Source organism: Ruegeria sp. AB5 (genome assembly GCF_056542645.1).
The window spans coordinates 1-23,574 of record NZ_JBQGAE010000003.1 but is presented as its reverse complement, the minus strand read 5'-3'; the positions used below and the strand labels follow the sequence as shown (position 1 = coordinate 23,574).

24 protein-coding genes and 1 tRNA gene are annotated in these 23,574 nt (G+C 54.9%); 13 read left to right on the top strand and 12 right to left on the bottom strand.

Annotated elements, in window-relative coordinates; genetic code table 11:
* Position 1: 1 nt before the first annotated feature.
* The 8 genes from ACR0L4_RS07620 (at position 2) to ACR0L4_RS07585 (ending at position 8,877) form a co-directional block, all read left to right on the top strand.
* A complete protein-coding gene (locus tag ACR0L4_RS07620) occupies positions 2-1,036 on the top strand; it encodes a Hint domain-containing protein (RefSeq protein ID WP_480511859.1) in 1,035 nt (344 codons plus the stop codon).
* Between the two features lie 639 nt (positions 1,037-1,675).
* On the top strand, positions 1,676-2,557 hold the full coding sequence (locus tag ACR0L4_RS07615; RefSeq protein WP_480511857.1) for a hypothetical protein: 882 nt from the start codon (positions 1,676-1,678) through the stop codon (positions 2,555-2,557).
* A gap of 1 nt (position 2,558) precedes the next feature.
* Positions 2,559-4,022: a hypothetical protein gene (locus tag ACR0L4_RS07610; protein ID WP_480511855.1), complete on the top strand. Its 1,464-nt coding sequence runs from the start codon at positions 2,559-2,561 to the stop codon at positions 4,020-4,022.
* A gap of 208 nt (positions 4,023-4,230) precedes the next feature.
* Entirely contained in the window at positions 4,231-5,637 is a 1,407-nt protein-coding gene (locus ACR0L4_RS07605) for a hypothetical protein (RefSeq protein ID WP_480511853.1), read from the top strand.
* Entirely contained in the window at positions 5,634-7,850 is a 2,217-nt protein-coding gene (locus ACR0L4_RS07600) for a hypothetical protein (protein WP_480511851.1), read from the top strand. The genes ACR0L4_RS07605 and ACR0L4_RS07600 overlap by 4 nt, the downstream gene beginning before the upstream one ends.
* Positions 7,851-8,033: 183 nt before the next feature.
* Positions 8,034-8,264 carry an HGGxSTG domain-containing protein gene (locus ACR0L4_RS07595; RefSeq protein ID WP_480511849.1) on the top strand — a complete coding sequence of 77 codons (231 nt, stop codon included), beginning with the start codon at positions 8,034-8,036 and terminating at the stop codon, positions 8,262-8,264.
* 19 nt (positions 8,265-8,283) lie between these two features.
* Positions 8,284-8,619 carry a hypothetical protein gene (locus ACR0L4_RS07590; RefSeq protein WP_480511847.1) on the top strand — a complete coding sequence of 112 codons (336 nt, stop codon included), beginning with the start codon at positions 8,284-8,286 and terminating at the stop codon, positions 8,617-8,619.
* A gap of 3 nt (positions 8,620-8,622) precedes the next feature.
* Positions 8,623-8,877 carry a hypothetical protein gene (locus tag ACR0L4_RS07585; protein ID WP_480511845.1) on the top strand — a complete coding sequence of 85 codons (255 nt, stop codon included), beginning with the start codon at positions 8,623-8,625 and terminating at the stop codon, positions 8,875-8,877.
* A 188-nt stretch (positions 8,878-9,065) separates the two neighbouring features.
* On the opposite strand, the gene ACR0L4_RS07580 is transcribed toward ACR0L4_RS07585, so the two are convergent.
* The 6 genes from ACR0L4_RS07580 to ACR0L4_RS07555 all read right to left on the bottom strand — a co-directional run bounded on the left by ACR0L4_RS07580 (position 9,066) and on the right by ACR0L4_RS07555 (position 13,158).
* Positions 9,066-9,800, bottom strand: coding sequence for a hypothetical protein (locus tag ACR0L4_RS07580; RefSeq protein ID WP_480511843.1), 735 nt, complete (start codon positions 9,798-9,800; stop codon positions 9,066-9,068).
* 30 nt (positions 9,801-9,830) lie between these two features.
* The gene (locus ACR0L4_RS07575; protein ID WP_480511841.1) at positions 9,831-10,076 is read right to left on the bottom strand and encodes a hypothetical protein; all 246 of its coding nucleotides are present in this window, start codon (positions 10,074-10,076) and stop codon (positions 9,831-9,833) included.
* Between the two features lie 504 nt (positions 10,077-10,580).
* Positions 10,581-10,706, bottom strand: coding sequence for a hypothetical protein (locus ACR0L4_RS07570; protein ID WP_480511839.1), 126 nt, complete (start codon positions 10,704-10,706; stop codon positions 10,581-10,583).
* A gap of 790 nt (positions 10,707-11,496) precedes the next feature.
* Positions 11,497-11,745, bottom strand: a complete 249-nt coding sequence (locus ACR0L4_RS07565) for a hypothetical protein (RefSeq protein WP_480511837.1) — start codon at positions 11,743-11,745, stop codon at positions 11,497-11,499.
* A 395-nt stretch (positions 11,746-12,140) separates the two neighbouring features.
* On the bottom strand, positions 12,141-12,383 hold the full coding sequence (locus ACR0L4_RS07560) for a glycine zipper 2TM domain-containing protein (protein WP_480511835.1): 243 nt from the start codon (positions 12,381-12,383) through the stop codon (positions 12,141-12,143).
* 241 nt (positions 12,384-12,624) lie between these two features.
* Positions 12,625-13,158, bottom strand: a complete 534-nt coding sequence (locus tag ACR0L4_RS07555; RefSeq protein ID WP_480511833.1) for a hypothetical protein — start codon at positions 13,156-13,158, stop codon at positions 12,625-12,627.
* Between the two features lie 363 nt (positions 13,159-13,521).
* On the opposite strand from ACR0L4_RS07555, the gene ACR0L4_RS07550 reads away from it, so the two are divergent.
* The 4 genes from ACR0L4_RS07550 to ACR0L4_RS07535 all read left to right on the top strand — a co-directional run bounded on the left by ACR0L4_RS07550 (position 13,522) and on the right by ACR0L4_RS07535 (position 16,292).
* Positions 13,522-13,764 (top strand): hypothetical protein, encoded by a 243-nt coding sequence (locus ACR0L4_RS07550; protein ID WP_480511831.1) that lies wholly within the window; start codon positions 13,522-13,524, stop codon positions 13,762-13,764.
* Positions 13,761-14,198, top strand: coding sequence for a hypothetical protein (locus tag ACR0L4_RS07545; RefSeq protein ID WP_480511829.1), 438 nt, complete (start codon positions 13,761-13,763; stop codon positions 14,196-14,198). The genes ACR0L4_RS07550 and ACR0L4_RS07545 overlap by 4 nt, the downstream gene beginning before the upstream one ends.
* Before the next feature lie 64 nt (positions 14,199-14,262).
* Entirely contained in the window at positions 14,263-14,766 is a 504-nt protein-coding gene (locus ACR0L4_RS07540) for a hypothetical protein (protein WP_480511828.1), read from the top strand.
* Positions 14,767-14,867: 101 nt separating this feature from the next.
* Positions 14,868-16,292: a S1C family serine protease gene (locus ACR0L4_RS07535; protein ID WP_480511826.1), complete on the top strand. Its 1,425-nt coding sequence runs from the start codon at positions 14,868-14,870 to the stop codon at positions 16,290-16,292.
* Positions 16,293-17,155: 863 nt separating this feature from the next.
* Here ACR0L4_RS07535 and ACR0L4_RS07530 read toward each other — a convergent pair.
* Positions 17,156-17,231: transfer RNA gene (locus tag ACR0L4_RS07530), tRNA-Trp, on the bottom strand.
* Between the two features lie 140 nt (positions 17,232-17,371).
* Between ACR0L4_RS07530 and ACR0L4_RS07525 the strand changes: the two genes are divergently transcribed.
* Positions 17,372-18,079 (top strand): DUF374 domain-containing protein, encoded by a 708-nt coding sequence (locus ACR0L4_RS07525; protein ID WP_170749523.1) that lies wholly within the window; start codon positions 17,372-17,374, stop codon positions 18,077-18,079.
* Here ACR0L4_RS07525 and ACR0L4_RS07520 read toward each other — a convergent pair.
* From ACR0L4_RS07520 to ACR0L4_RS07500, 5 genes are all read right to left on the bottom strand, one after another.
* A complete protein-coding gene (locus ACR0L4_RS07520) occupies positions 18,076-18,321 on the bottom strand; it encodes a MoaD/ThiS family protein (RefSeq protein ID WP_170749524.1) in 246 nt (81 codons plus the stop codon). The genes ACR0L4_RS07525 and ACR0L4_RS07520 overlap by 4 nt on opposite strands.
* Positions 18,314-20,569 carry a xanthine dehydrogenase family protein molybdopterin-binding subunit gene (locus ACR0L4_RS07515; RefSeq protein ID WP_480511823.1) on the bottom strand — a complete coding sequence of 752 codons (2,256 nt, stop codon included), beginning with the start codon at positions 20,567-20,569 and terminating at the stop codon, positions 18,314-18,316. The genes ACR0L4_RS07520 and ACR0L4_RS07515 overlap by 8 nt, the downstream gene beginning before the upstream one ends.
* Positions 20,569-21,048, bottom strand: a complete 480-nt coding sequence (locus tag ACR0L4_RS07510) for a (2Fe-2S)-binding protein (RefSeq protein WP_117868038.1) — start codon at positions 21,046-21,048, stop codon at positions 20,569-20,571. Before ACR0L4_RS07510 ends, ACR0L4_RS07515 begins: the two co-directional genes overlap by 1 nt.
* The gene (locus ACR0L4_RS07505) at positions 21,045-21,911 is read right to left on the bottom strand and encodes an FAD binding domain-containing protein (RefSeq protein WP_480511820.1); all 867 of its coding nucleotides are present in this window, start codon (positions 21,909-21,911) and stop codon (positions 21,045-21,047) included. Before ACR0L4_RS07505 ends, ACR0L4_RS07510 begins: the two co-directional genes overlap by 4 nt.
* 164 nt (positions 21,912-22,075) lie before the next feature.
* Positions 22,076-23,347, bottom strand: coding sequence for an NAD(P)/FAD-dependent oxidoreductase (locus ACR0L4_RS07500; RefSeq protein WP_480511818.1), 1,272 nt, complete (start codon positions 23,345-23,347; stop codon positions 22,076-22,078).
* Positions 23,348-23,574 lie beyond the last annotated feature (227 nt).

Below are 23,574 nucleotides of genomic sequence, written 5' to 3'. Positions count from 1 at the left end.
TATGGTGTTACGCAGTCTCTTTGCTCAGGATAGTTCGAGCCTAATCGTCACGGAGAGTTCCAATGGATCAATCATTGGCGGGCCAATTATCAACAACTCAGATACTCCTAACGGAACTGTTTACGAGTACTCCTCCGGCACCGGAACCACCGTTACTCTGGATGATACTTTTGATGTAAATGTGTTTAACGACGATGATCCCTCAAATCACGTTATCACAGATGGTGGTGGAATCGTCGCCAATGGCACTCAAGTTGAGGCGGAGTCCCTCATCAACGTGCGTGCCCTGGACGAAGACGGCAACTTGGTTGGTCCTGAAATCACGATTTATGTGTTTTCTCAGGGTGGTGTGTTCTCGGATGTCTGGGGGTACGCGACTTCGGCGCCTCTCCAGAATGGCACCTCTTACGAAAAAGTCGGAGGTTCGAACCTGGGCTCTTCCCCCTATTCGAACTTCATTCCTTGTTTCGGCGAAGGAACACTAATCAAAACCGCGTCGGGTGCTGTACCGGTTCAAAAATTGACTCTGGGTGAAAAAGTATGGACCAAAGATGATGGCTTTCAGCCTGTCAGATGGGTCGGAAGCACTACAGTCCGAGGTTCAGGGGCGTTCGCTCCTGTCGTCATCGATCCTGGAGTTCTGGGCAACAGCACCGAACTTGTCCTGTCTCAGCAGCACAGGGTTCTGATAAAGTCCTCGAAAGCTGAACTGCTGTTCGGCCAACCTGAAGTTCTCGTTGCCGCAAAACACCTCTGCGGACTAGCCGGAGTAAGAATACGGGAACAAGAGACCGTGCAGTACACTCATTTCATGTTTGATTGCCACCACATCGTGAGGTCGAACGGGGCATTGACCGAGAGTTTCTTTCTGGAGCACCTATCAGTTAGAGCGCTTTCTGATCCGCAGCAAAGAGAGATACTGTCTCTTTTTCCCTGTCTCGATCAGGCGGCAAGGGACTTCGGACAAACCGCAGCGATGACTATCAACGCTCGTGCGGCATCTGTTCTACGGCAAGCAATGACTCAGAGTGGCTGAACTCGCACAAATCCACTCCAACTGTTATCTGTCTTTCTGCGGAATTCGCTTGGGCAAGAGGTTCACTATGCAAAACCCGGAAAGTTTCGAGAAGTTCTACTTTGCCAAAGTTGGCATGGGCGAAGCGTGCGGTTGTGCTGAGCGGGTTATCGACGTGTTCGAATTCAACCGAAAGGGCGGTACGAAGCCGAAACGAGATGTGAAACAATTCAAACGCAAAAGGCGTTCCTTTCGGTCATGGGCCGTCAAGTATGGGCTTATCAGCCGAAAGCGTGGCTGACAAAAATGGGGCGCGCCCAACCACAAGCGCGCCCCAGTCTCAGGGAGAAGATAAGCTCGCGTTCTCAAATGCACCAACGCTAGCTCGTCAATGTAGGTAGTTTGGAAGATTCCGCCGCGAACGTCGGTGAACCGGATCACACGACATCAAACCACAGATTGTTCCGTACTCGCCGGAACAGGTTCAGATTCGATAGCCGACAGTCACGTCCTTTTCGCAATGATGGAAACAAAGGGAAATTTGGCATCACTATGAGGTGTGTATTTCTGCCTCAGGCAATCGAATGTTCACGGCTCGTTCTTGCTTTATGTGGGGTATTATAGTACCTTCATTGTAAGAAAACTCACTTGAGGCAAGCAATGAGCAGGTCAACATTTGAAACCGTGCCACGCGCACTGGACAGCAACGGCGATCCTGTATCCGGGGCGCGGCTTTATGTCTACGAAGCGGGTAGCACAACCGACGTTGTGACCTATTCGGACTCGGCTCTTTCCACGCCCCACACACAGCCTGTTGTTGCTGACGCGGCGGGGTACTTTCCGCAGGTTTACGCAAGTCCAGGCTTGTACAAGTACGTCGTCAAGGACGCTTCTGACGCGACGTTGGCAGAGGCAGACAATGTTCGGCAGGACAGTGGCACACTGACATTCACCAGCACGGCTTTGCTTCTGGACGCAATTAGCAACTACGGCGCGACTTACCCGGTTGGAACCATGTTCCATTCCCCGGATGTGACATATGAGAAAACCGCCTCGGGATGGACCGGACAAGTAAGCTCTGACGACCTGATGGAGTTGATAGCTGCTAAGTTGCCCAATGCCGACAACAGCGTTGACAACGCCAACCTCGCCAACATGCCCTCGAATACCCTTAAGGGTAACAACAGTACGATTACCGCTGATCCAAAGGATCTGACGCCACAGGAGGCGATGACACTTCTTGGGTTTGACTTTGACCGTGGTGTGCCAGGGCAATGGAAGTTCGGGCTAGAGTCGGGTGCTTCAAATCCGATGATTGTCAAATATGGATTTGATACGGTTGAGGGAACAGTAACATATACAGAACCATTTCCAACGGGTGTTTTTGCTGTCTTCGCAACGATGCGCGGAACGGGCGGACCCTACGCGGTCAGCATCTTCAGCACCCCTGTCACTGGCTTTGACGCGTACCCGAAGGAGTGGAATGGGTCGGCTTGGGTTACGAGCACCGCAGGCTATAACTGGATGTCCATAGGGTATTGATATGATCCGCTGGCTCCAGACCTCCGACAAAGCCCTCATTTCAGAGGGCGGTATAAATCCCGGAAATTGGTTCGGTACGTCCCTTTTGAACAGTGGCGTCTGCATCTACAACGAAACCGTATTTCTGTACTTTCGCGGCCCTGAAGGCACAGACAACGGGTATCATTCCATTGGGTGTTGGTCACAGCCTGTCACTGGATTTGATCCCTGGGATTTATCGAAATGGACCATGCACGGTGTAGTGTTGGAGCCGACTGATGTATCCGGTGTTTCAGGCTCAAGCCGACGCCTGACAAATTGTTCTGCGGTGGTCTATGGCGGGAAAATCCGGCTGTACTTCAATGTCATGGACGAAAACCCGTTCAGGAACCACACAGCAAGTTCCACTGACGGAATTACCTTTACTGATGACGGCCCATGCCAGGCTCTTGGCGCGGACTTCGGTGGCGGCGGTTCAGGCTGTGTCGACGTGGATGGAACGCTTTGGATGCTTCACGGCAATGCTTCTGCCACGCAGGGATTTGAAATCGCCGCTCGTAAGTCAATTGATGGGGTAGAGTTCACGGACTACGTAGACAGCGTGATTACGCCGGACGGTAGCGACGCCTTCACGGGTTACTCAATGGTAACGTCCCGTCTCGTCTACGAGGACCCATACATCTACGCCTTTGTCCCATCCAGCCCGGTGCATGACGATTATCCGGAGTCCGTAGGTGTGTGGCGTGCGCATAAATCGGACCATTCGACTTGGGAAGAATACGACCGCAACCCGGTTTACATGCGGGACGCAGGCGGGAAACAGGCGGAAGCCGCTGTTTGGTCCTGGTCGGTCATCAAAATCAATGGTGTGTGGTGGGCGTTCTATGAGGGGGCTGGATCGCGTTCTGAAGCCGGGACCACCATTTCTAACAACACTCGCGACATACCCTACTACAACTACTTCACCGATAGTTGGTCGCAGGTCTTCGCCGCACGCATGAATACCAGTATGGCCCTGGCGGAGCTGTGGGATCTTGGTTCGAGCGCCACCCCTTACGGCGACTACGTCGTTCAGAACATGAAGACACGGGGATACTTGGCAACACTGGATGGAGCGGTCACGTCGGGACGGCAGCTAGCGACATATGCTGACGTGGCAACAACGGGAACAACTTGGAACTTGACCGAGAACAACAGCCAGTTCCGGTTTAACAACAGCGCATTCATGGCAGCCGTTGAAAACAACACCCGTATCGAAGGGGCAAATATCGTCTTGTTGGGTGACGCAAGCCTTGACAACCGCGAATGGCACCTTGTTCCGCTAGAGCAGCCCCGCGAAAGGGGAGGACTTTATCGCATCATCAATCGCAGGAATGGCATGTGCATGTCGGTGGACAAAGACGCTTCGGGCGATGCCTCGCTTGTGTCGGTTCGCGAATATGACGGGTCGTCTTCTCAGACATGGCTTTTGAAGCCGATAGCGTGAGCGTGTGGATGTTGAAAAGGAGATTACAGGACATGGCTCACCCAATCCAAACAAAGAACCACTTCGAGTGGCAGTTCTACATCAGGTCAAAAGCCGACCTGTGTGCCGCTCTTGGGCGTTCAGGAATGCCCCCGCTTGGACTGGTCCATGAGATTTGGAAGATAAGCCAAATGCCAGCCATCACCCATCCGGAACCGGAGACAATGCAATGAACAGATTACCAGAGATACAGCCTGTAAACATGTTGGGGCGCGTGTCGCAGGCCGTGAACACGGCGGGCGCAATGAACCGCATTCGCACCCAAAATGCCTTGCAGGACGTCTACCAGCAGCACGGGCCGGGTATTGCATCAGGCGAACAGGGTGCGCTCAACGCACTTGCCGGTGTAGATCCGATGGCCGCACGCAGCATCCAGACGGACCAACGCGACTTCGACTTCCGTCGCACACAAGCTGACCGCGCGTATGGCCTGCAAAACCGCCAGGAAACCCGACTGGCCCAACATTTCGAATTGGAAATGCAGGAGTACGCGGCGTCTCTCGATGCTGCACAGGCAGCAGCAGAGGCTGAGCAAGTGCGTATGGGCGTTCAGGCGGCATCAACGGCACAAACCCCTGAGCAATGGGACGCCATTGCAATGCAATTTAATCAGCCCGAGCTAGTGGGTCAGTTCGGTATGAAAGACGCGCTGTTGGCTCGGTTTTCGACGGCGGCGCAGATTTTGGAGGCGCAGGCAGGGCCAAAGCCGCTTTCAGGGCCGGGTAAAGTTCAACACGATATCGACGCTGGTATCCTGCCACAGAACACGCCCCTTCGCAGTCAAACACCCGGCTTCAGCGTCACAACACCTAACGGCACCTTAGTTCAACAGGGTTGGCAGGGTGACACGCCGCCGGGTCAGAACCCCTTGACCACAGGTACACCTAGAAACGGCGGTCAACTGGCAAAGGAACTGTCCAAGGATGACGCGGCAACGCTTGAGGAAGTGAATGCAGCGGGTCGTACTGCGGCGGATCTTGAAAGCCTTGCCACGCAATTGGAAACAGTGGCTCCGCATGTTGGCTACACTGGTCCCGGTGGGCAGGTTTATGGGTTCGTTGACGACGTAGTTGGATTTCTGCCAGGCGACAGTGGCGCGCGTGGTGCCTTCAAGTCCCTGGCCATGGAAGCGCAGCTTACCTTCACGGAAAAAACCAAGGGCGCAATCACGGATCGGGAAATGGGCATGTTCCGTGCTGCCGTTCCGAACCTAAGCCAAACCCGAGAGGGAAACACGGCGATTGCTCAGGTCATGAAAGCCGCTGCCGCGCGGACGCAGACCCGTGCCGCATTCTTTGAAAACTGGGCGCGCAAGCATGGAAGCCTTGAGGGTGCACAGGAGGTTTGGTCTGAGTACATGCGGGACAATCCGCTTATCGCGGAAGACAGGAACACCGTCAAAGCCAACCCAGAGGGCGACTGGCAAAGCTATCTGAGCCGCCAGCCGGCCATGTCCTATACACCTGAATCAATCATGCAGATGGACCTCAATCAGCTTAGCATGGTGCCAGTCGAAAAGATGACTGGACCGCAACTCGACGCCTTGGAGCGACGCTTTCAGGAGTTGAACCGATGAATGGTGACCTACAGCAGCGCATTGCCAACCGACGTGCAGAGCTGGCCCAGCAAGGCGGTTTAGCGGGGATGCGGGACAGAATTGCCAAGCGCAGGCAGGAACTGTCTGGTGAGGTTGTCGCCACAACTGAGGACGGCGGCAAGGTGTTCAAGCGAGAGAATGGAACACTGTCCTTCTCGTCACCCGGCTTTGCTACAACTGACCAAGCCCGCATTCAGGAAATCATGGAGGGCGCGAAGCCTGTGGATCTGGTGCAGCGGGACTTTGACCAGCAGCGCATTTCTGAGAATCCGATTGCTGCCCGGGCGCAGGAGTTCGTCCAAGGTACCCCGTTTGTGGGTGAATGGGCGGATGAGGCTGTCGGAATGGTTAGCCCAACGGCAGCGGAAAACATGCGCCTGACGTCAGACGCGATGGAGCGTCAGCACCCCGGTCAATCAGCAGCCCTCAATGTTACTGGCGGTGTTGCTACAGCCATTCCGTTGGCAGTTGGTGCGACCGGCGCAAAGGCTGCCGATTTCATTGCAAAAGGTGCGAATATCTTAACCCGTGGCGTTCGTGCCGGAGCAGTGGCAGCCCCCGTTGGTGCCATAGAGGGCGCTTCCAGCTTTTCGGGCCGGGCAAATGAAGGCGAACGCATTCAACAAGGTGCAAAAGGAGCCGGGATCGGAGGGACGCTGGCCGCATTCCTTGGCCCCGTCGCATCTATTACTGGCGAACAGGTTGTAAACATAGCACGACGTATCAAGAGGCTGGAAATTCGAACTATTGCGGACGAACTGGGCATTTCCCCCCAAGCTGCACGGATCGTCAAACAGGGGATCATGAGCGACAATCTGGACGACGCGCAGACCAGACTTGCTCAATTAGGTGAGGATGCTCTGTTGGCTGACGCAGGGCCGTCTACAGGCGCGCTGTTGGATGCAGCGGCCACTACGGGCGGAAAGGCCCTCAACGCCGCCAGAGACGCAGCAGACGGGCGCGCAGCACTGGTTGGGAAACGTCTGCCCCAAGTATTGGACAACGTGTTCGGCAAATCCAAGGGTATCAAGGCCGCCGCAAAGGAAATCTCGCAGGGCACTGCCTCTGCAAGACAGAGGGCCTATGACTCGGCTTACGCAAAGCCAATTGACTATTCGGGGGTCCATGGCAGGAAGATTGAGTCCGTCCTGTCCCGCGTTCCGCCCCGAACCTTGAAGGCGGCGATTTCTGAGGCAAACGAGGCGATGACAGCCAACGGTCAACGCAATCTGCAAATCATGGCTGATATTGCCGATGATGGCAGCGTGACCTTCAGGGAAATGCCCAACGTCCAGCAACTGGACGAAATCAAGAAGGCGCTTGATGGGATAGCGCGAGAGTCTGTTGACCAGTTCGGTAGGCTCACCTCAGCAGGCCTGAGAGCCCGTAAGCTGGCCTCTGAGCTACGCGAGGCCACAAAGCAAGCTGTGCCCCTCTACGGGCGCGCTCTGCGCCTCGGTGGCGACAAGGTGCAGCAGGACGAGGGCTTGGCTCTCGGCAAGAACCTCCTTTTCAAGGGAACGACCGTTGAGGACGTGAAAGGCTTTCTGAGTCAGCGTGTGTCCAACGAAGCCCGGCAGGCTATCAGACAGGGCGTTAGGGAGAGTATTGAACAGAACCTCTCCAATGTGCGCCGCACTATCACAGACCCGAACACGGATGCCCGTGAGGCTATGCAACTGGTCAAGGAGATGTCCAGCCGCGCCAACATCCAGAAACTGCGCCTTGTTCTCGGTGGCCCTCGTGCGGATCGACTCCTGAACGAACTGGACCGCTCAGCGACTGCGTTGGAACTGCGGGCCGCTGTTGCTCAGAACTCTAAGACCGCAATCCGTCAGTCCATTCAGGAGCAAGTAGCGGAAGAAACCGCGCCCGGCCTTGTTCGTAGAACAACCGGCAACCTGGGCAATCCGCTAGATGCAGCGCGCGAGGTCACGCAATCAATCGCGGCAATTGATCCTCGCAGCATGTCGGCGCGTGAACGTGGAATGTTTGCCGAAATCGCCAAAGCCCTCACCGGCATCAAAGGAAAGGACGCACAGGACGCGCTGAAAGCCGTTAGGGAAGCGCTAAAGGGTCAGCCCATCAAAGACGCTCAGGCCCAGATTATTGGTCGAGCTGTAGCCGGTGCTACTGCTCTTGGACTGTATCAGAGCGCCAAGCAGCCCCTAGCACGCACACAGTCCCGCTGAGGCAGGCAATGACAAAAGGCACCATACCGAACTGATGGTAAATCTGCATGTATCCCCAGCCGACAGCCAGAACCGTAATTGGACTACAGAGCAATATGAGAACTATGGCAAAGGTCACAAGCATTCTACGCATGGCCCCAAAATAGGGGCTCACCCTTCCCCAGTCCAGACACGAGGCACGATATGACCAGCGAAACCAGGATTTGCGGAGCTAAGACAAAAGACGACGTGTGCATGAATGAGCCCCTGCCCGGCAAGACCCGTTGTCGCTTACATGGCGGTATGTCGACCGGCGCAAAGACCCTTGAAGGTCGGGCACGCCAAGCCGATGCCAACCGCGCAAGGTGGGCCGAAATCAAACTGGCGCTTGCAGCCTACCGAAACGGTGCAAGTGCACCCACAGACAGCCGTTGAAACCAAAGGAAACAAACAGATGAACCCAGAAATCAACAACTCGTCGGACATGCAAATCCTGTTCCACCCACAATACGGGCTCAATGAGAAGACCCGGCATATCGAAGCCCGCCCCGGCAGGGCCAGAATACTCGGCCTCGACCTTGGATGGATAGACGCCAACGAAGGCGAGGCGACACCAGACTTCGTACGCCGTATGCATACTGTCAAAGCTGGCGGCAAGCTGACCGAAAACATGACCGCCGATGAATTGGAAGCGGCTCAGCTTCTGGCGGATCGGCAACTGAATGAGGCGATGGGGTTTTTGCCGGTAAAATCAGAAAACCCAACAATATTAAAGCCTGTTCCCGGATAAGGTATGACAGACAGAGATAACGCGACAGTCTGGATTGAGGAACTGAACCCGCCTCATGTGAGGTTGGGGTTCACCCATTACCCGTGGCAGAACAAAACCCGGATTGCAAAGCGAGCGAGCAAGATGGCGCAGAACTACTCCGAGGGCTGGCACTGCGCCTACTGCGGCAGCCTCATGCCCCAGTGGAAGCGGATCGATGCGGAGTACTGCAAGGAAGGCTGTCGCAAGATGGCAGCGCGGAAGCGGCGTCTAAAGTAGAGCGAAATAGACTGATTTAGGCGCTTCTAAAGTAGAGCAAAGTAAAAGCCGGCCTCAATGATTTCAGAACCTTGCTATGTAGCATCATGGATTTGTTCCAGAAACGGAAAGAACCCCGGACCACTACTCTTGAACCGTTTTCGGAGGCGGTCTATTGGGCTGCAAAGATGTCAAGTTTTGCTAGGCGTCTAGTCTTTCATTTCGAAATCATAGAACTCTATGTGTTTTTTTTGAAAATCAGAGTGTTCGTATAAGTGCGCTGGTAAAAAGAACTCTTGTTCGTTCTCATGAACATCGAAGTATTCTTCGACTAGCGTCTCTGCGCCGTTGGCATAACAGCTTAAGATGTATTCGCTACAGGTAACGCGTTGGTGCAATTCAGGCGTCTTCCTTCTATTTTTTATGCCTGCCATGAACACATCCCAAACTGCCCAGTGGTCGTAACGTTGACGCGCCAAGTGATATTCAAGCATTGCACGGCGAACCATCGGGAACCTTCGAGGTTCAAATAGCTCTGAACGATGCCTCAGCACCAAATGGTCTTTAGCCTCTTTTCTTGAGCGTACTAGGGGCGTTATACGCACTCCGTTGCGCGGGTTCTTAATCGAAGGTGGGTTTGATTCCAAAACATGCAGATTTCCGATGTAGAGCATGGCATGCGTCCACTCAGAGGCTTGGTGCGATAAGCCCAGCGAAGCTTGATAGGCGCTAATATTTGGCTTTTGTTTGCCTGCGGGTTTAGTCAGTATGACATCACCAACGTTCAGGTCTTCATGCCGAGGGACTTTTACGCCGTCCTTTGATTTTCGCACAGCCTTCAGAATAGACTTGGCCGTAACATCTCCAAGCTCATTCTGAAGTGCATTTAAACTAATTGTTTTACTTACTTCGGCGCTATGCTCGCCGAATAAATCACTACTCAAATTTTACGCTCCGAGTTTCGCGGACCAAAATTAGTCCGCGAATTCTTTTGCCAACTCAACAGTGTCAGCACGAAGCGCATCAACGCTGTCAGTAGCAGTGCCGTTGACCCTAGTGTGTTTCATCAAACGGCCTTCGCCATTCATCAATCGAACGCGGCCTTTCGTGGCGTATGACACCACGGCGAATTTTTTACCTTGGACGGGCGCATCAAGGCGAACAATCGCCTCCCGACCCGCCTCAGTCGTTGAAGCAATCACGCCGCTAAACCTAAGCATAACTAAACCCCCTGGGCTGTCCATAAACGCACCGCGCAATCAGGACGTGAAATAACAGGTACAATTCTAATACTGTCCATTATAACACCCTTGCGCGGCCAATTTCCAGTCGTGTTTCCGGGACCTTCGGTACATTGGTAGTCGAAACCATGCCCCAGTTGTGTACACCCAACCGCTGTATTCTAGCAATAGGCCCCATATTTTTCGCCTTCATCGTGTGTATTTGTGCCGATAGAAAGTGGCACCAATTGGGCACCCATAATAGGAAATCGGTAACAGAACCCTTACACAACGTCAGTTAGATATGCCGGATAAGGCCAATTTCAAACAAACTGACAACGATGTTAGCTAACATTAATGTTGGGTGCAAAGTGCTGTCGGGCAAACACCGCCCCCGCTTCAACAGCAGAACTTCCCCACAGGGCCCCCAAATACGCCCGTTAGGCACATTTAGGCGCAAGCCGTTAGTCGCCGTAGACGCACTCACGGCCTATCATATCGCGTTCAATCGGTTTCTGCGGCTGGTTCGGTGCCTTCGGTAGTCACGTCCTCACCACTGCCCCTCATCATGGACAGGGCGGCTACAATGATTACGACCACAGCGGCGGCAATCAGGAAATTCCTGTTCATAGCCATTCTCCCAGAATGGTGAACAGCACCCAGGGAAGAAGACTTAAGCCAACTCCCGCACGTCAGGCGCTGAGTTGTTTAACTGTTCGTATTGGTCCACTGCCGACAAGTATTCTTCAAGCTGTTTGGCTTCTTCAGTATCCGGTTCAGATCCCCAGAGATATTCAATTTCCCGGAGAGCATCGTGGTAGTCTGTTGGAGTGCATAAAAAGGTCATGGCAATTCCTCAGAGCAGAATGAAACGTTGGGTGCCTACCTGATAGATTGCATACCCGAAAACGCGCGATTCTGACAGGATTCTATCCTAACATCATCGGGCTCGGCGTGTTGTTGCGCAGGGCCTGCGGCAGTGGAAAATCTGTCCAGTTGTCTAAATGCGGAGATTATCTCCATTTTTGGTATTCCGTGCATATCTGCATAGTTTCGTTCCACGGCGGAGCATATCCCATGTAGCAGATGTAGCAGATGTAGCAGGGGTGCCTGGCCGATTTTGGATTTGTTGACTAGGCTGCTGCGCAACGAACCCTTAGCTAGCCGGGGGAAAGAGCGGTGAAACATTCGGGCAAGTTGCGCAGCACATTGAGGAAACCAGAATGTGACGACCATCTTCTACCCCCGAGTAGGGGTGGATTCCGGATTTCGATACCAATACGCGCGAGACAGGAAGTTAAATCGAATTCCCAAGCAATGCACATTGTAAATAGGTTGGGTTTAGAGCGCGAGTGGAAAGCAGTTGATTTCCAGACCGCTTTCAGTCGGTTGCCACTTAGACGGGTTGCCAAATAAAGTGTTAAAAAAACACATCTTCCATGTAACCAGTAAATTCGTACTCTGCTGGCAGGTTGCTGGGCAAGTCTTCGATGCCAAAGGCGGTTGAGCGCAGCGTCTGAAATTTTGCTTCGCTAACCGTAACCCCTGACTCGTAACCTTCGACTAAACCCCACATCTCCACGCCTGTAGATGAGATGTACAAGTTTTCTCCAACATATTCTGAATCCGCTTCATCGATTTTGTCGAAATGAAATTCATCATTAAACATATTTTGCTACCTTTCACTGATAGGCCCGAATAGAAAATTGGGGCCGGGTGAAATCTCGCGTTCGAGACTCAACATGAACGCTAAATCGTTAATGCAGTGAGGGTGGCTGATACCCGGAAGCAAGTCAGTGAAGCGGTTCACATGTGCCCAAAAGGTGGTTCGTTTCCCCTCTCAGGGGAATTATCAGCCTCGGTCAAATCTAGGGTAAGAAAAAGGGGCGCACCCACCACAAGCGCACCCCAGTATAACAGGGAGGAGAAAAACTCGCGTTCTCAAATACACCAACACTAGTTCTTCAATGTGCTAGTTATGGATGGATCTGCCGAAGAGTGCAGTGAAGTTGGTCACGCAAGCCAAAAATTTCTGTAGCGCAGGTCCCCGCTGGTTAGACGCTGCTAGTTGCAAGCTGATTGACCAGCATACATCCCTAGTCCAGCACCGGCTGCCGTTGCCAGCGTTTTGCCTGTTCCACCACCAAACCGATTTCCAACTACCCCGCCCAGGGCCGCGCCACCAAGGACACCCGCCGCGCAGCGAGCGTCATGCTGCACTTGGGCCTGAGTTGGCGTAGTCGGCGCTCCGCAAGCAGCCAAGAGCAGCGAGCCGCCAAACGCGCACGCTATCAATGCCTTCTTCATCTCGATTGCCTCTCGAATTACCGAATTGGTTGTCTGAGTAGGTGGCGCTTGGCAGGCTGTTGTACAAGGCACTAGCGTCTGTGTGACTTGAGCTTAAACAAATCTTAATGAAGCAACTCTGGACAGAGTGCTTTGAGCGATAACCTAAGGCCTTGAGTTTATTAAATCTCGGATGCAGGTCGTGCGAAGCGCAGGCCGCGACTACTGAGCAATGGCTTGTTCTTAGCTTAGTGACCTAGCGTCAGTAACAACTCGCTACACTGTCCCTAGCGGCTCGTATGTCATCCCCAAAGGCTGTGTACAATTCCAGATAGGGGCTGACGGCCCTTTTTTCCGATACGTAGGCGCGGAAATCGAGCAAGTTGGGATGGTCGCGTAACGATGTCTGCAGTTCCTCAAATTGCCTCTGAGAAACAGCGTTTCCCGGACTAGCTTCAAGCCATTGAGACATATCCTCATCGCCCCATGCAAATTCCCAAAAATCATTGGGCTCAGCTAAGCGGATAGGATCATCTTCCCAAAGCCAGACTATTCGCGAGAGCCGCATTGCAAAGTTAACTTTCGACGCTTCTGACCCTAACCGCGCAATCTCGGCAAACTCGGGGCGCTCGTTGGATACTATCTCCGCAAAGTTGTCCTGAAACTTCAGCTTAAGGTCAAGCTCGTCTCGCAGCGCTGGTTCTACGCAGGTCCAATCAGGTGCACCTACCGCAGCGCCAGGCAACAACAAGGCACACAGCAATGCTGCTCGCGTCAAGGCGTTTGGGAGCTTCATTCAGAACCTTTCTTTGTAAGCACGATCCCGGCCCCGTTTGCCGTGTCGCCTTTGTCAAGAAACTGAATGCCCTGGGCCTCTAGTGCCTTTCTTATGGCCTCAGCATTGGAATGCTGCAGCCCGCCCTTCTCTGTCTCAAATCGACTGATAGTAGTGAATGAAACTCCGGCCATTTTAGCCAGTTCACGGGTTCCAAGCCTCAATGCGCTTCGCGCCATTCTTAGCTGCTCTGGGCTCAAAGTTAGTACCTCGTATGCATAATTGCCTACAGGGTATTGACATTATTGTAACCCTGTACATATTCTTAATACACAGTAAGCAAAATTGCAAATCTGGATCGTAGCAATCTAGGAGGAAACCGCAATGACTGAACAACGCGCTAGCGCGAACGGAGAAGTATTATCTTATCCCAGAAAAAGCTGCACCCGCGCTGAATTGCAGCATGAGGCGTTAATCGTCAAATACCTACTGGACGCCGCCACTGCACTTACTATTGGCAATGACGGTCATGAACACATGGTTGAAGTCTTGGCCATGGCTCAAGAGCGAGCACAGAAGCTCAACATCGCCTTGGACATTGTCAGCGAACCGGAGATAGCGTCATGAATGCCGAGAGCAAAACAACGGAGTTCAATCCAAACCCAGACATCTTTGTTGCAGACTTTTCTGACTTGATTACTTGTCGGCAGCGAGTGACGGCCTTTTGCCGATGGTTTGACTTGCCGGACCCGGGCCTTCGCTACGACGATGACGGCGATATCTTGCTGGACGACACATTTCTTCGCTGGTGCAAGGAAGAAGGTATTTCCATCGACTGGTTGGCGTGCGGCGATCCGAAAGGCATGGCGACAGTGTTCCGGGTACGTCAACAGCGCCGCAATGAAATGGAACCAGTGATTGCGGAGCTCAATAAAGAAGAATTGGAAATGCTTACCTTCGCAATCAGGGCACATGTGAAAAACCATGTACCCTTGAAGCAAGCCATGGAAATCTTCGAGAAATGCGTCGAGGACCATCGGAAGGAGGACAAGGTCGCTTGAGCTGTATTGTATTTAAGAGCGGGCGCGGCATAACCTGCGCCCATTTTCATTTCAGAGATTTGACATGAGTTACTACAGCGTCAACCGGCACTGGTCGGATCAGTTCCTGCCCGAGATAAAGAGCATCATCGGCAGCCACATCCTACAGGCCGCACCAGATCCACTGGACCACTTTCAGGCTACAGACTTGTTGATGCTGGACGCGAAAGACATGCGGATTGCTGCCAGGGTCAGGCGACATGGGTATGCCGAGAGATACCCGCACCAGTTCACCATACGCGCCAAGTTACCTACCGGGGCCGAAACGGAGCTATCCAAGATTGTGAACGGACACGGAGACTGGATGTTCTACGGCCATGCAGGGCCAGACGGGCAATCTATCAATGCTTGGTGGCTAATTGACCTAAAGGCGTTCAGGGCAGCGCTGATCCGGCATATGACCACGGGCTCAAACCTGCACATGGGGAACATGCGCAACGCAGACGGCACATGCTTCAAATGGTTCGACATCAGGTCGTTTCCGAAGGAACCGCCATTGGTGGTTGCTAAAGGCAACAGCAGTGTTTGATTCTTCACACGTAACAAAATTCAATCATTGCCGTCCTAGAAATGCCCATTTCTGCATGTAAACTGTCGCCACCCAAAGCGTACTGACTGTTGAGTTGGTTAATGAGAATTTTGCGAAGTTTTGTTGCAATTGTTGCGATTGCAAGTGTGGGTTTTCCCTCATTGGCGCGTTCGCAAGACTTTGAAGCATTGCTTCAAGGGTTTGACGCAGCCAATCTGAGCTATCAGGATAAGCGGTTTCTACAGACTGCACTTGCGTTTGAAGGTCACTATCACGGCCTACTTGATGGGGCTTGGGGCAAAATCAGCAATCGAGCGCTAGACAACTATTCTCGCGACGTGTTCGAAACATCTCCCGAAGACTGGCACATGGCGTTTCTGGCGTGGACTCTATTCGAGCGTATCTCCCAAGACGGTTGGGATATTCAATACTTTGAGAGCTTAGGATTATCTTTCCTTTGGCCCGCAGATACTATTCGTCGAGAAGCTGATTCTGAGTACTTTTTGAATTTTCGTCACTCTAGCAGCAGCTTTTCCATTTCTGTTGGGATTCATTCAGTCGAAACCGCCCAGAGTCTTCACGACTTTACAGCCCAATCTCACCAATTGGGCAATGATCCTTACACGGTTAGGAAAAACGACCTTGCCGTGACATCGGCAACAAAAAGAGACGGTGCCACACTTTATACGAGGTCGGATTTCGTAAATGGAGGCTGGTCAACAGTGATGCTGTCTGCAAGCGAACGCGACGGCCACATTTTAGGAGCAGTGGCTTCCAGTATTTCAAAGGGTCGCGCCAATCCACTGGATATTTCAAACAACGGTAAACTTGACAGGGTCATCCAACAAGTAGTCACAGCGCTCGAAACTGCGGATGAACCAACTAGTGAAGGTCCGGAGGAATCCAGCGCGGACAGTCAACGAAGTGCAGGAACCGGGTTTATTGTATCACGGGCTGGACACGTTCTTACCAACCAGCATGTGATCGACGGGTGCACACAAGTATTCATTGATGACAGGCCCGCAATGGTAGTTAATTCGTCCGAAGAGTACGACCTAGCACTACTTAAGTACGACGCACCGCAAGACAGGGGAATCGCCGTTTTTTCGGCCAGTCCTGCGAGATTGAATTCAGACGTAACTGCAGTTGGTTACCCTTATGCGGGTCTCCTCGGGGGGCTCAACGTTACTCGCGGCTCTGTCTCTTCTTTGACAGGCTTAAGCGGCGACCTGAGCACCATGCAGATTACAAGCCCCATTCAAAGCGGCAACTCAGGTGGTCCTTTGCTTGCATCCGACGGCGAAGTGGTCGGTGTGGTTGTCGCAAAACTAAACGAACGAGTAGTAGCTGACGCCCTCGGAGACACGCCTCAGAATGTTAACTTTGCCGTACGAGGAGAGATTGCGAAGTTGTTCTTGGCTCAGAATGCTGTCAATCCAATCCTTAGCCTGGACGACGAGAAGTTGGAACCAGAGCAAGTTGCCGAATTAGCCGCCAGCTTCACCACCTTCGTGGAATGCCGTTAACCATTGCAAGCGCACCCCTGCCCCTTGCGGCATGTATAGCTCCTATTGATACAGCTATTTCCGCAAGCTTTCCCCTTTCGACACACCTTACAGCAAGCCACGTTTAGTTTATGCAGTTCTCTGAGCGCTTTGGCGCGGTCCCATAGGGATTGCGATACTACTGGTGCATCAACGTCGCTCGATGCATTTTGCGCATTTCCCTGTGACGGTAGAAGGAAACATGCCACTAGACCGGCGAAAACAATGTGCTTCACGACAGAACTCCATTAACAATGCGTTAACCTTTGCATGGCCATGAGTTCAGCAAAACATCTATTGTTAGTTCATCAATTTTTTCGATGGAAGACACTACCAGGTAGCACCATGAGTGGATTGAAAGGCCAATGTGCTGAATGTGGCTGGACCACACGGCGAAGCCTCAAAAACATGAATAAGAAGCCCTGTCCAAAATGCGGCGGGCCTGTTTACGTGCACGAAGAAGATAGAGGCTCGGCAATCTTCATTTTGGTGGCCGTAGTTATCGCTATACTTATCTTTGCGGTTATTACTGGCAACTGGTGAAGCCTGACCAGCAGGCAGGAAATGCCCAGATTCAGGCCCGTAAGCGCTCTACTCAATGCAAGAAAGCAATCGCTTTTTGCTAGTTTCTAAAGGGTGTCGGGCGGGGAGAACCTGTTAAAACCTGTTATTCAGCCAGCCAGTTTACAAAAGTGAAAAGCGCCTCCTAGGCAGGGGCCAAGAATCAGACGGACAATTCGGACGCTTTTGCAGAGTTCACTCACTTTTTCCGAAAAACGCACAAAAAAACGCACAAATTTTCTCGATCAAATGTGGTTGAATTCGACTAAGTCATTGATTTTAAATGGCAGGGGCAGCAGGGTTCGAACCCGCGACCTACGGTTTTGGAGACCGTCGCTCTACCAACTGAGCTATACCCCTATGGTGCGCTCCAGATATGCCAGCCGCGCGGCGGACTCAAGAGGCTTTTTCATATTCTGCCGCAGTTTGCAATTCGACAAACAAGTTGCGCGGCACGCCGAGTTCGGTAAGACAAGGTTCGGCAATAAAAGGAACCCCGCGTGAGCCTCCGAAAGAAGATCGCCGACAGCGAAGCCTTACTGAATTGGACCGCAAGGCGGATTGCCAGCTACATTCGGATGGTCAATCGTAATACGCATTGGCAGCGCATCGGGTATGAAGACCTGGATCAGCTGGCCGAACAGGGCGAACCGGTCATCGTGGTTCTTTGGCATCAGCGATTGGCGCAATCGCCTTATTTTTTCCCTTTGGACAAAGGCCCTATCTGCTCGATCACATCGTCGGCCCGGGCTGGCAGTATGGTGGGGCGGGTACAGACGCTGTTCGGCATGGATACAATTGCCATGGCCAGCAAACACAAGAGCAACGTTGCCGTATCGCGAGAAGTGCTGGGCAAGATGAAGCAGGGGATTTCCATTGGCATCGCCGCCGATGGTCCACGTGGGCCGGAACGCGTGCTGTCCACTGTACCTCTGGTATGGGCGCGCACCTCGGGCAAGCGGGTGTTCGGGATCACTTATTCAACGCGATTTGGGCGTGAGGCAGGTACATGGGACCGGCTACTCATGCCGCGCCCCTGGCGTAATGAGGGTGTGCTGCTGTGCAGGGAATGGACCCAAACAGTCCCACGCAAGGCCTCGGAAGAAGAAATCGAAACCCTGCGCCAAAGCCTTGAACAGCACATGAACGACATCACCGCAGAAGCCGACCGTATGGTTGGACGAGAACCTTGGTCGCCCAAAGGCTAGCCGCCCCGTAGCCTCTGCATCAGATAAACTTCGCTTCCTTCCGGGATCGGTTCGGTAAGCCCGGTCGCGATGACGCGCCCATCAATGGCGATGGACACACCCGCATCGACGGGGGCTTGCAGTTGCGGATAGGCCTGAACAAGCGCCCTCAGCAACTCCCCGGTGGTTTTGGCCTCAACTTCGACCACCTGCTGGCCCCCGGTCAAAGACCGGAGGCCGGACCACAGATGGACCTCAACCATTGTCCTTGAGCGCGGCCAGAATGCGCGGCGGGGACATGGGCAATTGCTTCAAACGCACACCTGCCGCGTTCGACACCGCGTTGGCAATCGCCGCCAAGGGCGGCACGATGCCGGTCTCGCCCACACCGCGCACCCCGAACGGGTGGCCGGGGTTGGGCACTTCGACGATCACCGTGTCGATCATCGGCAGGTCACTGGCAACGGGGATCCGGTAGTCGAGGAAGATCGAGTTCTGCAACCGCCCGTCCTCGCCGTAGATATATTCCTCGTTCAGCGCCCAGCCGATGCCTTGTGCGGCACCGCCCTGATACTGGCCTTCCACATAGGTCGGGTGGATGGCCTTGCCGGCGTCCTGAATGACCGTGTAGCGGGTGATAGAGGTTTTGCCGGTTTCCCGGTCGACCTCGGCGTCTACGATATGGGTGCCAAACGACACGCCCGCGCCTTCCGGGGTGGCTTCGAAATGACCCGAGATCGGGCCGCCAGTCGAACCCATGTTCGCCGTGATATCCGCCAGTGGCATTGGGTCGAAATCGCCTGCATTGGGGCCGGATGGCACTGCGCAACCGTTCTCCCATTTCACCGCATCGACCGGGATATCCCACTTGGCCGCCGCGCGTTCGCACAGTTTCTCGACCGCGTGTGTTGCCGCCTTGATCGTGGCCAGACCCGACGCATAGGTTACACGAGAGCCGTGAGATACGTCGTTATACCCCAGCGTCGCGGTGTCGGCGATGGTGACGCGGATGTTCTCGTAAGGAATACCCAGCACTTCAGCCGCCATCAGCGCCATGGACGCGCGTGAGCCGCCGATATCGGGCGTGCCGACCATCAACTGCGCCGAACCATCCTCGGACAGGGCCAGCGACACGCTGGTCTCACCGCCATGATTGAACCAGAAACCACAGGAAATCCCGCGCCCCTGTCCCGGTTTCAGCGGGGCCGCGTAGTGGGGATGCGCTTTCGCGGCTTCCAGGGTTTCAACCAGACCGATGCGTTCATAGGTCGGGCCATAGCTGGCCTTAGTGCCTTCATGGGCGGCGTTTTTCAGGCGCACATCAACGGGGTCGAGGCCCAGCTTGTTGCAGAGCTCATCAATCACCGACTCGACGGCAAAGGCCCCCATCGGTGCGCCCGGTGCCCGGTACGCGGCCTGCTTTGGCCGGTTGGACATGACGTCGTAGCCGACTTGTTTGACGTTGGTCAGGTTGTAGGGCGCAAAAGCGCACATGGCCGTCATATCGCCCGGAGCACCGGGGAACGCCCCACCCTGCAGGCGGAACACGCCCTGCGCCGCCGAGATCGTGCCGTCCTTTTTCATCCCGATCTTCACGTCCATTGACGCCGAGGCGGTCGGGCCCGTGGCCCGGAAAACTTCGGACCGGGACATCACGACTTTGACCGGGCGGTTGGCCTTGCGGCTGAGCGCCAGCGCAACAGGTTCGATAAATACGGTTGTCTTGCCGCCGAACCCTCCGCCAATCTCGGATGCGGTCACGCGCAGTTGCGAGGTTTCAATCCCCAACAGCGCAGCGCAGGTTTTCTGTGCGATCCAGTGACCTTGCGTGGTGCACCACAGCTCACCTTTGCCGTCATTGCCCAGCATACCCAGACAGGCATGCGGTTCGATGTACCCCTGATGGGTGGCCTCGGTCACAAAGCTGTCTTCGATGACCAGATCAGCCTCGGCAAAGCCGGCCTCAACGTCTCCGTGGCCGCTTTCGTGATAGCGGACGACATTCGGATGCATGCCTTCGGGCACGGAATAGTCGGCGGCACCTTCGCGGATCACGGGCGCGTCCGGGGCCATTGCCTTGTCTACATCGGTGACGTGAGGCAGGACCTCGTATTCGACCTCGATCAACTTGAGTGCATCGCGCGCGGCCAAGGCGGATGTGGCCGCGACAGCCGCCACCGCGTGACCGTCATAGAGCGCCTTTTCGCCCGCCATGACGTTTTCCAGCACATTCCAGAATTCGCCTTCCAAACCGGGTTTAAAGGGCACATCCGCAAAGTCAGCGCGTGTCACGACGGCTTTGACGTCCTGATGCGCCTCGGCCTTAGATGTATCGATCCTCACGATCCGCGCATGAGCATGCGGAGATCTCAGAATAGCGCCGTGCAACATGCCCGGTGCCGAGATATCCGCGCCGAACTTGGCGCGACCTGTCACCTTGTCCAATCCATCGGGGCGGTTTGGACGGGTGCCCACGAAAGTGAAACCTGATTTACGATCGTCCAGAGCCATTATGACGCCTCCCGCATTTCAGCCGCCGTATCCATCACGGCGCGAATGATCTTGTCGTACCCGGTGCAGCGGCAGAGGTTTCCTGCCAGCCAATACCGGGTTTCCTCTTCAGTCGGGTTGGGGTTCTTCTCCAGCAGCGACTTGGCCGCCACCAGAATGCCAGGGGTACAGATCCCACATTGAAGGGCTGCATATTCGATCATCTTCTTTTGCAGCGGATGCAGAACATCCCCATCGGCAATACCCTCGACGGTTTCGATCTGCTTGCCCTCGGCCTCGACACCCAGCATCAGGCAGGAACAGACAAGGCGACCATCAACGGTAACCGAACAGGCCCCGCAATCACCGGTGCCACAGCCCTCTTTCGCGCCGGTCAGGTTCAGCTTGTCGCGCAAACAGTCCAGCAGGGTTTCGCGCGGGTCGCACAGGTATTCGACCGCGTCTCCGTTCACGGTTGTGGATACGTGAAGCTTGCTCATAGGTCTTCTCCCTTCGCGCGGGCATAGGCGATTTTTGCGGAGCGCTTGGCCAGAACGCCAGCAACCTCGGTGCGGAATGCGATGGTCCCGCGCTTATCGTCAATCGGGCTGCAGGCGGCAGAGGCGGCAGCGGCCAGCGCGTCCAAGGCCGCGTCGTCCAGCGTGCTGCCTATGATGGCCTTGGCGCAGTCTTCAACCAGCAGAACGGTCGGAGCCACAGCGCCCAGCGAGACACGAGCCTCGGTGATGGTATCGCCGTCCAGACGCAAGCTGACGCCGACACCAACCACGGCAATGTCCATTTCGGTACGTGGGATGAAGCGCAGATAGGCATCGCCGGCATCTTTGCCACGGGCGGGGATGTTGACGGACGAGATCACCTCTCCCTTCGCCAGCGCGGTCTTGCCGGGGCCGGTTGGGATATCTTCGACCGCAACCTCACGTGTGCCGTCCGGTCCGGTGACCGTGACAGTTACACCAGCGGCAACCATGGCGGGCACGGAATCAGCCGCCGGAGACCCGTTGCACAGGTTGCCGGTCAGCGTCGCGCGTCCCTGCACCTGTGTGGACCCGATCAGGTCCATTGCCTCGACCACGCCGGGCCAGTCTTTGCCCAGATCTGCGTGCTCGCTCATTTCGGCACCCGTGGTAGCCACACCCAGCGTCCAACTGCCATCGGCATTGCGCGCAATGTCGTGTACACCATTGATTTTCTTGATGTCGATCAGCGTGTCGGGCGTCACCAGCTCCGAGCGCAGCTGAACCAGAACATCGGTTCCGCCAGCCAGGAAACGGGTGATGCCTGTTGCATTTGCCGCCAGAGCCGACGCTTCGGCAAAGCTGGCGGGACTGTGATAATCCATGAATTTACCTCGCGCCTGTAAGTCAGGGTTCACTGGGGTTCGCGGGCGACGTTAGAGCAGCCGATTGCCCGCGTCCATGGCTGGATGTGCAAAATTTCGCGGTCCCCTTTTTTCGCCATGCCCGGCCGCTGTGGCGCGGGCTTGCAAGCCGGTGACAGCGTGGCTCAGAACCGCGCTTTTACGAAATGCGTCAGCGCCGCACCTGTTTCAAAGTATGCCCTGCGCAGACCGGTCCAGCTTTCCTGATAATCAGAAACCGGAGGCACCGGTAAACAGGACGGATCACCGCTCAGCAGGCTCTGGGCCATCAACGTGCCGAACACCGTACCGGGCCCAATACCGCGTCCGGAAAACCCGTGCGCCGACAGCGCATTCGGACCGATCTGGGTGATCTTCGGAATGTGATCCGAGGTCATGGCAATCCGCCCATGCCAGCCCTGAACCAGCGGTTCGTCCGAAAGTTGCGGAAAAACCCTGGCCAGTTTGCGTTTGACCCAGGCGGAATGCACGCCGCTGCCCGCATGGCTCAGATCCCCCATGCCACCGACGATCATGCGCCCGTCCTGATCCATACGGAAGGAGGTCATGATCAGCCCGGTATCCCAGCACCCCTCACCCCCAGGCAGAATGCCGGCGCGCAGATTGTGGGACAGCGGTGCGGTTGCAAACTGAAAATAGTAGACAGGCACATAAGCCGGGGCGGTGTCGCCGACGTTGCGATGATAGGCATTTGTGGCTTGAACAACTGCCTTCGCGCGCACCGTTCCGCCGGGGGCTTCAAGCACCCAACTTCCGCCGTCTTGCCACAGTCGGCGCACCGGGCTTTGTGTATGGATGTGCGCGCCCGCCTCCTTCGCCGCTCGCGCCAAACCAACCGCGTACGCCATAGGCTGGATTGTCCCGGCACGCGGATCAAAAAGCGCTCCATGCACTGCTTTGCTGCCGGTTCTCAGATCCGCTACCTCGGCTGGCAACAGTTTGACCGGCGCGCCCGATGCACTGAGCTGGGCGTGGCGTTTTTGCAGAGCGAGGACCCCAGCCGGGGAATGGGCACAATGAAGCGTTCCGTTCCGAACAGGCTCACAGGTGATCCCATGTTCTTCAATCAAATCAAACACGTCGCCGGGGGCTTTGGCCAGAAGGTCAATCAGGCGATCACCTGCTGCTTGCCCCAGAGATCTGCGAATCTGATCCGGCAGCAGCCAGAGACCCGCATTGACCAGCCCGACATTGCGGCCTGATCCCCCATGACCGATCTCCTGCGCCTCGAGAAGACACACCGACGCCCCGGCTTTGGCCGCATGCAACGCGGCCGAACAGCCTGTATACCCACCTCCGATCACAGCCATATCCACTGTTTTGTCAGCCGCCAGCGGCGGCGCGCTCAGCGTTTCTACACATGTGTCCTGCCAGAGAGAGTGTTCGGGGTACGTCATAGGTCACCGGTGGTCTTTGCAGATCGCATTAAAGCGCTCTGTGCCGACAACTCAAGATGATGCTGGCCTCAACGCTGACTTGCGCTCTGCGTCAAACCAAAGGACAGGCACCTCTCTTATTCAATCTCAAGCGCCGGGCACGTTGAGGATCACAAAACCTTTGGTCTTTGACTTTGTCCATCGCGAATGGAAACGGGCCAGGCAAGCGCAGGCTCTGTCCGCGCTTG

Excerpts from the sequence above, each read along its gene's own strand:
- ACR0L4_RS07620 (WP_480511859.1), top strand. The coding sequence starts at position 2 with ATGGTGTTACGCAGTCTCTTTGCTCAGGATAGTTCGAGCCTAATCGTC.
- ACR0L4_RS07615 (WP_480511857.1), top strand. The coding sequence starts at position 1,676 with ATGAGCAGGTCAACATTTGAAACCGTGCCACGCGCACTGGACAGCAAC.
- ACR0L4_RS07610 (WP_480511855.1), top strand. The coding sequence starts at position 2,559 with ATGATCCGCTGGCTCCAGACCTCCGACAAAGCCCTCATTTCAGAGGGC.
- ACR0L4_RS07605 (WP_480511853.1), top strand. The coding sequence starts at position 4,231 with ATGAACAGATTACCAGAGATACAGCCTGTAAACATGTTGGGGCGCGTG.
- ACR0L4_RS07600 (WP_480511851.1), top strand. The coding sequence starts at position 5,634 with ATGAATGGTGACCTACAGCAGCGCATTGCCAACCGACGTGCAGAGCTG.
- ACR0L4_RS07595 (WP_480511849.1), top strand. The coding sequence starts at position 8,034 with ATGACCAGCGAAACCAGGATTTGCGGAGCTAAGACAAAAGACGACGTG.
- ACR0L4_RS07590 (WP_480511847.1), top strand. The coding sequence starts at position 8,284 with ATGAACCCAGAAATCAACAACTCGTCGGACATGCAAATCCTGTTCCAC.
- ACR0L4_RS07585 (WP_480511845.1), top strand. The coding sequence starts at position 8,623 with ATGACAGACAGAGATAACGCGACAGTCTGGATTGAGGAACTGAACCCG.
- ACR0L4_RS07575 (WP_480511841.1), bottom strand. The coding sequence starts at position 10,076 with ATGCTTAGGTTTAGCGGCGTGATTGCTTCAACGACTGAGGCGGGTCGG.
- ACR0L4_RS07570 (WP_480511839.1), bottom strand. The coding sequence starts at position 10,706 with ATGAACAGGAATTTCCTGATTGCCGCCGCTGTGGTCGTAATCATTGTA.
- ACR0L4_RS07565 (WP_480511837.1), bottom strand. The coding sequence starts at position 11,745 with ATGTTTAATGATGAATTTCATTTCGACAAAATCGATGAAGCGGATTCA.
- ACR0L4_RS07560 (WP_480511835.1), bottom strand. The coding sequence starts at position 12,383 with ATGAAGAAGGCATTGATAGCGTGCGCGTTTGGCGGCTCGCTGCTCTTG.
- ACR0L4_RS07555 (WP_480511833.1), bottom strand. The coding sequence starts at position 13,158 with ATGAAGCTCCCAAACGCCTTGACGCGAGCAGCATTGCTGTGTGCCTTG.
- ACR0L4_RS07550 (WP_480511831.1), top strand. The coding sequence starts at position 13,522 with ATGACTGAACAACGCGCTAGCGCGAACGGAGAAGTATTATCTTATCCC.
- ACR0L4_RS07545 (WP_480511829.1), top strand. The coding sequence starts at position 13,761 with ATGAATGCCGAGAGCAAAACAACGGAGTTCAATCCAAACCCAGACATC.
- ACR0L4_RS07540 (WP_480511828.1), top strand. The coding sequence starts at position 14,263 with ATGAGTTACTACAGCGTCAACCGGCACTGGTCGGATCAGTTCCTGCCC.
- ACR0L4_RS07535 (WP_480511826.1), top strand. The coding sequence starts at position 14,868 with ATGAGAATTTTGCGAAGTTTTGTTGCAATTGTTGCGATTGCAAGTGTG.
- ACR0L4_RS07520 (WP_170749524.1), bottom strand. The coding sequence starts at position 18,321 with ATGGTTGAGGTCCATCTGTGGTCCGGCCTCCGGTCTTTGACCGGGGGC.
- ACR0L4_RS07515 (WP_480511823.1), bottom strand. The coding sequence starts at position 20,569 with ATGGCTCTGGACGATCGTAAATCAGGTTTCACTTTCGTGGGCACCCGT.
- ACR0L4_RS07510 (WP_117868038.1), bottom strand. The coding sequence starts at position 21,048 with ATGAGCAAGCTTCACGTATCCACAACCGTGAACGGAGACGCGGTCGAA.
- ACR0L4_RS07505 (WP_480511820.1), bottom strand. The coding sequence starts at position 21,911 with ATGGATTATCACAGTCCCGCCAGCTTTGCCGAAGCGTCGGCTCTGGCG.
- ACR0L4_RS07500 (WP_480511818.1), bottom strand. The coding sequence starts at position 23,347 with ATGACGTACCCCGAACACTCTCTCTGGCAGGACACATGTGTAGAAACG.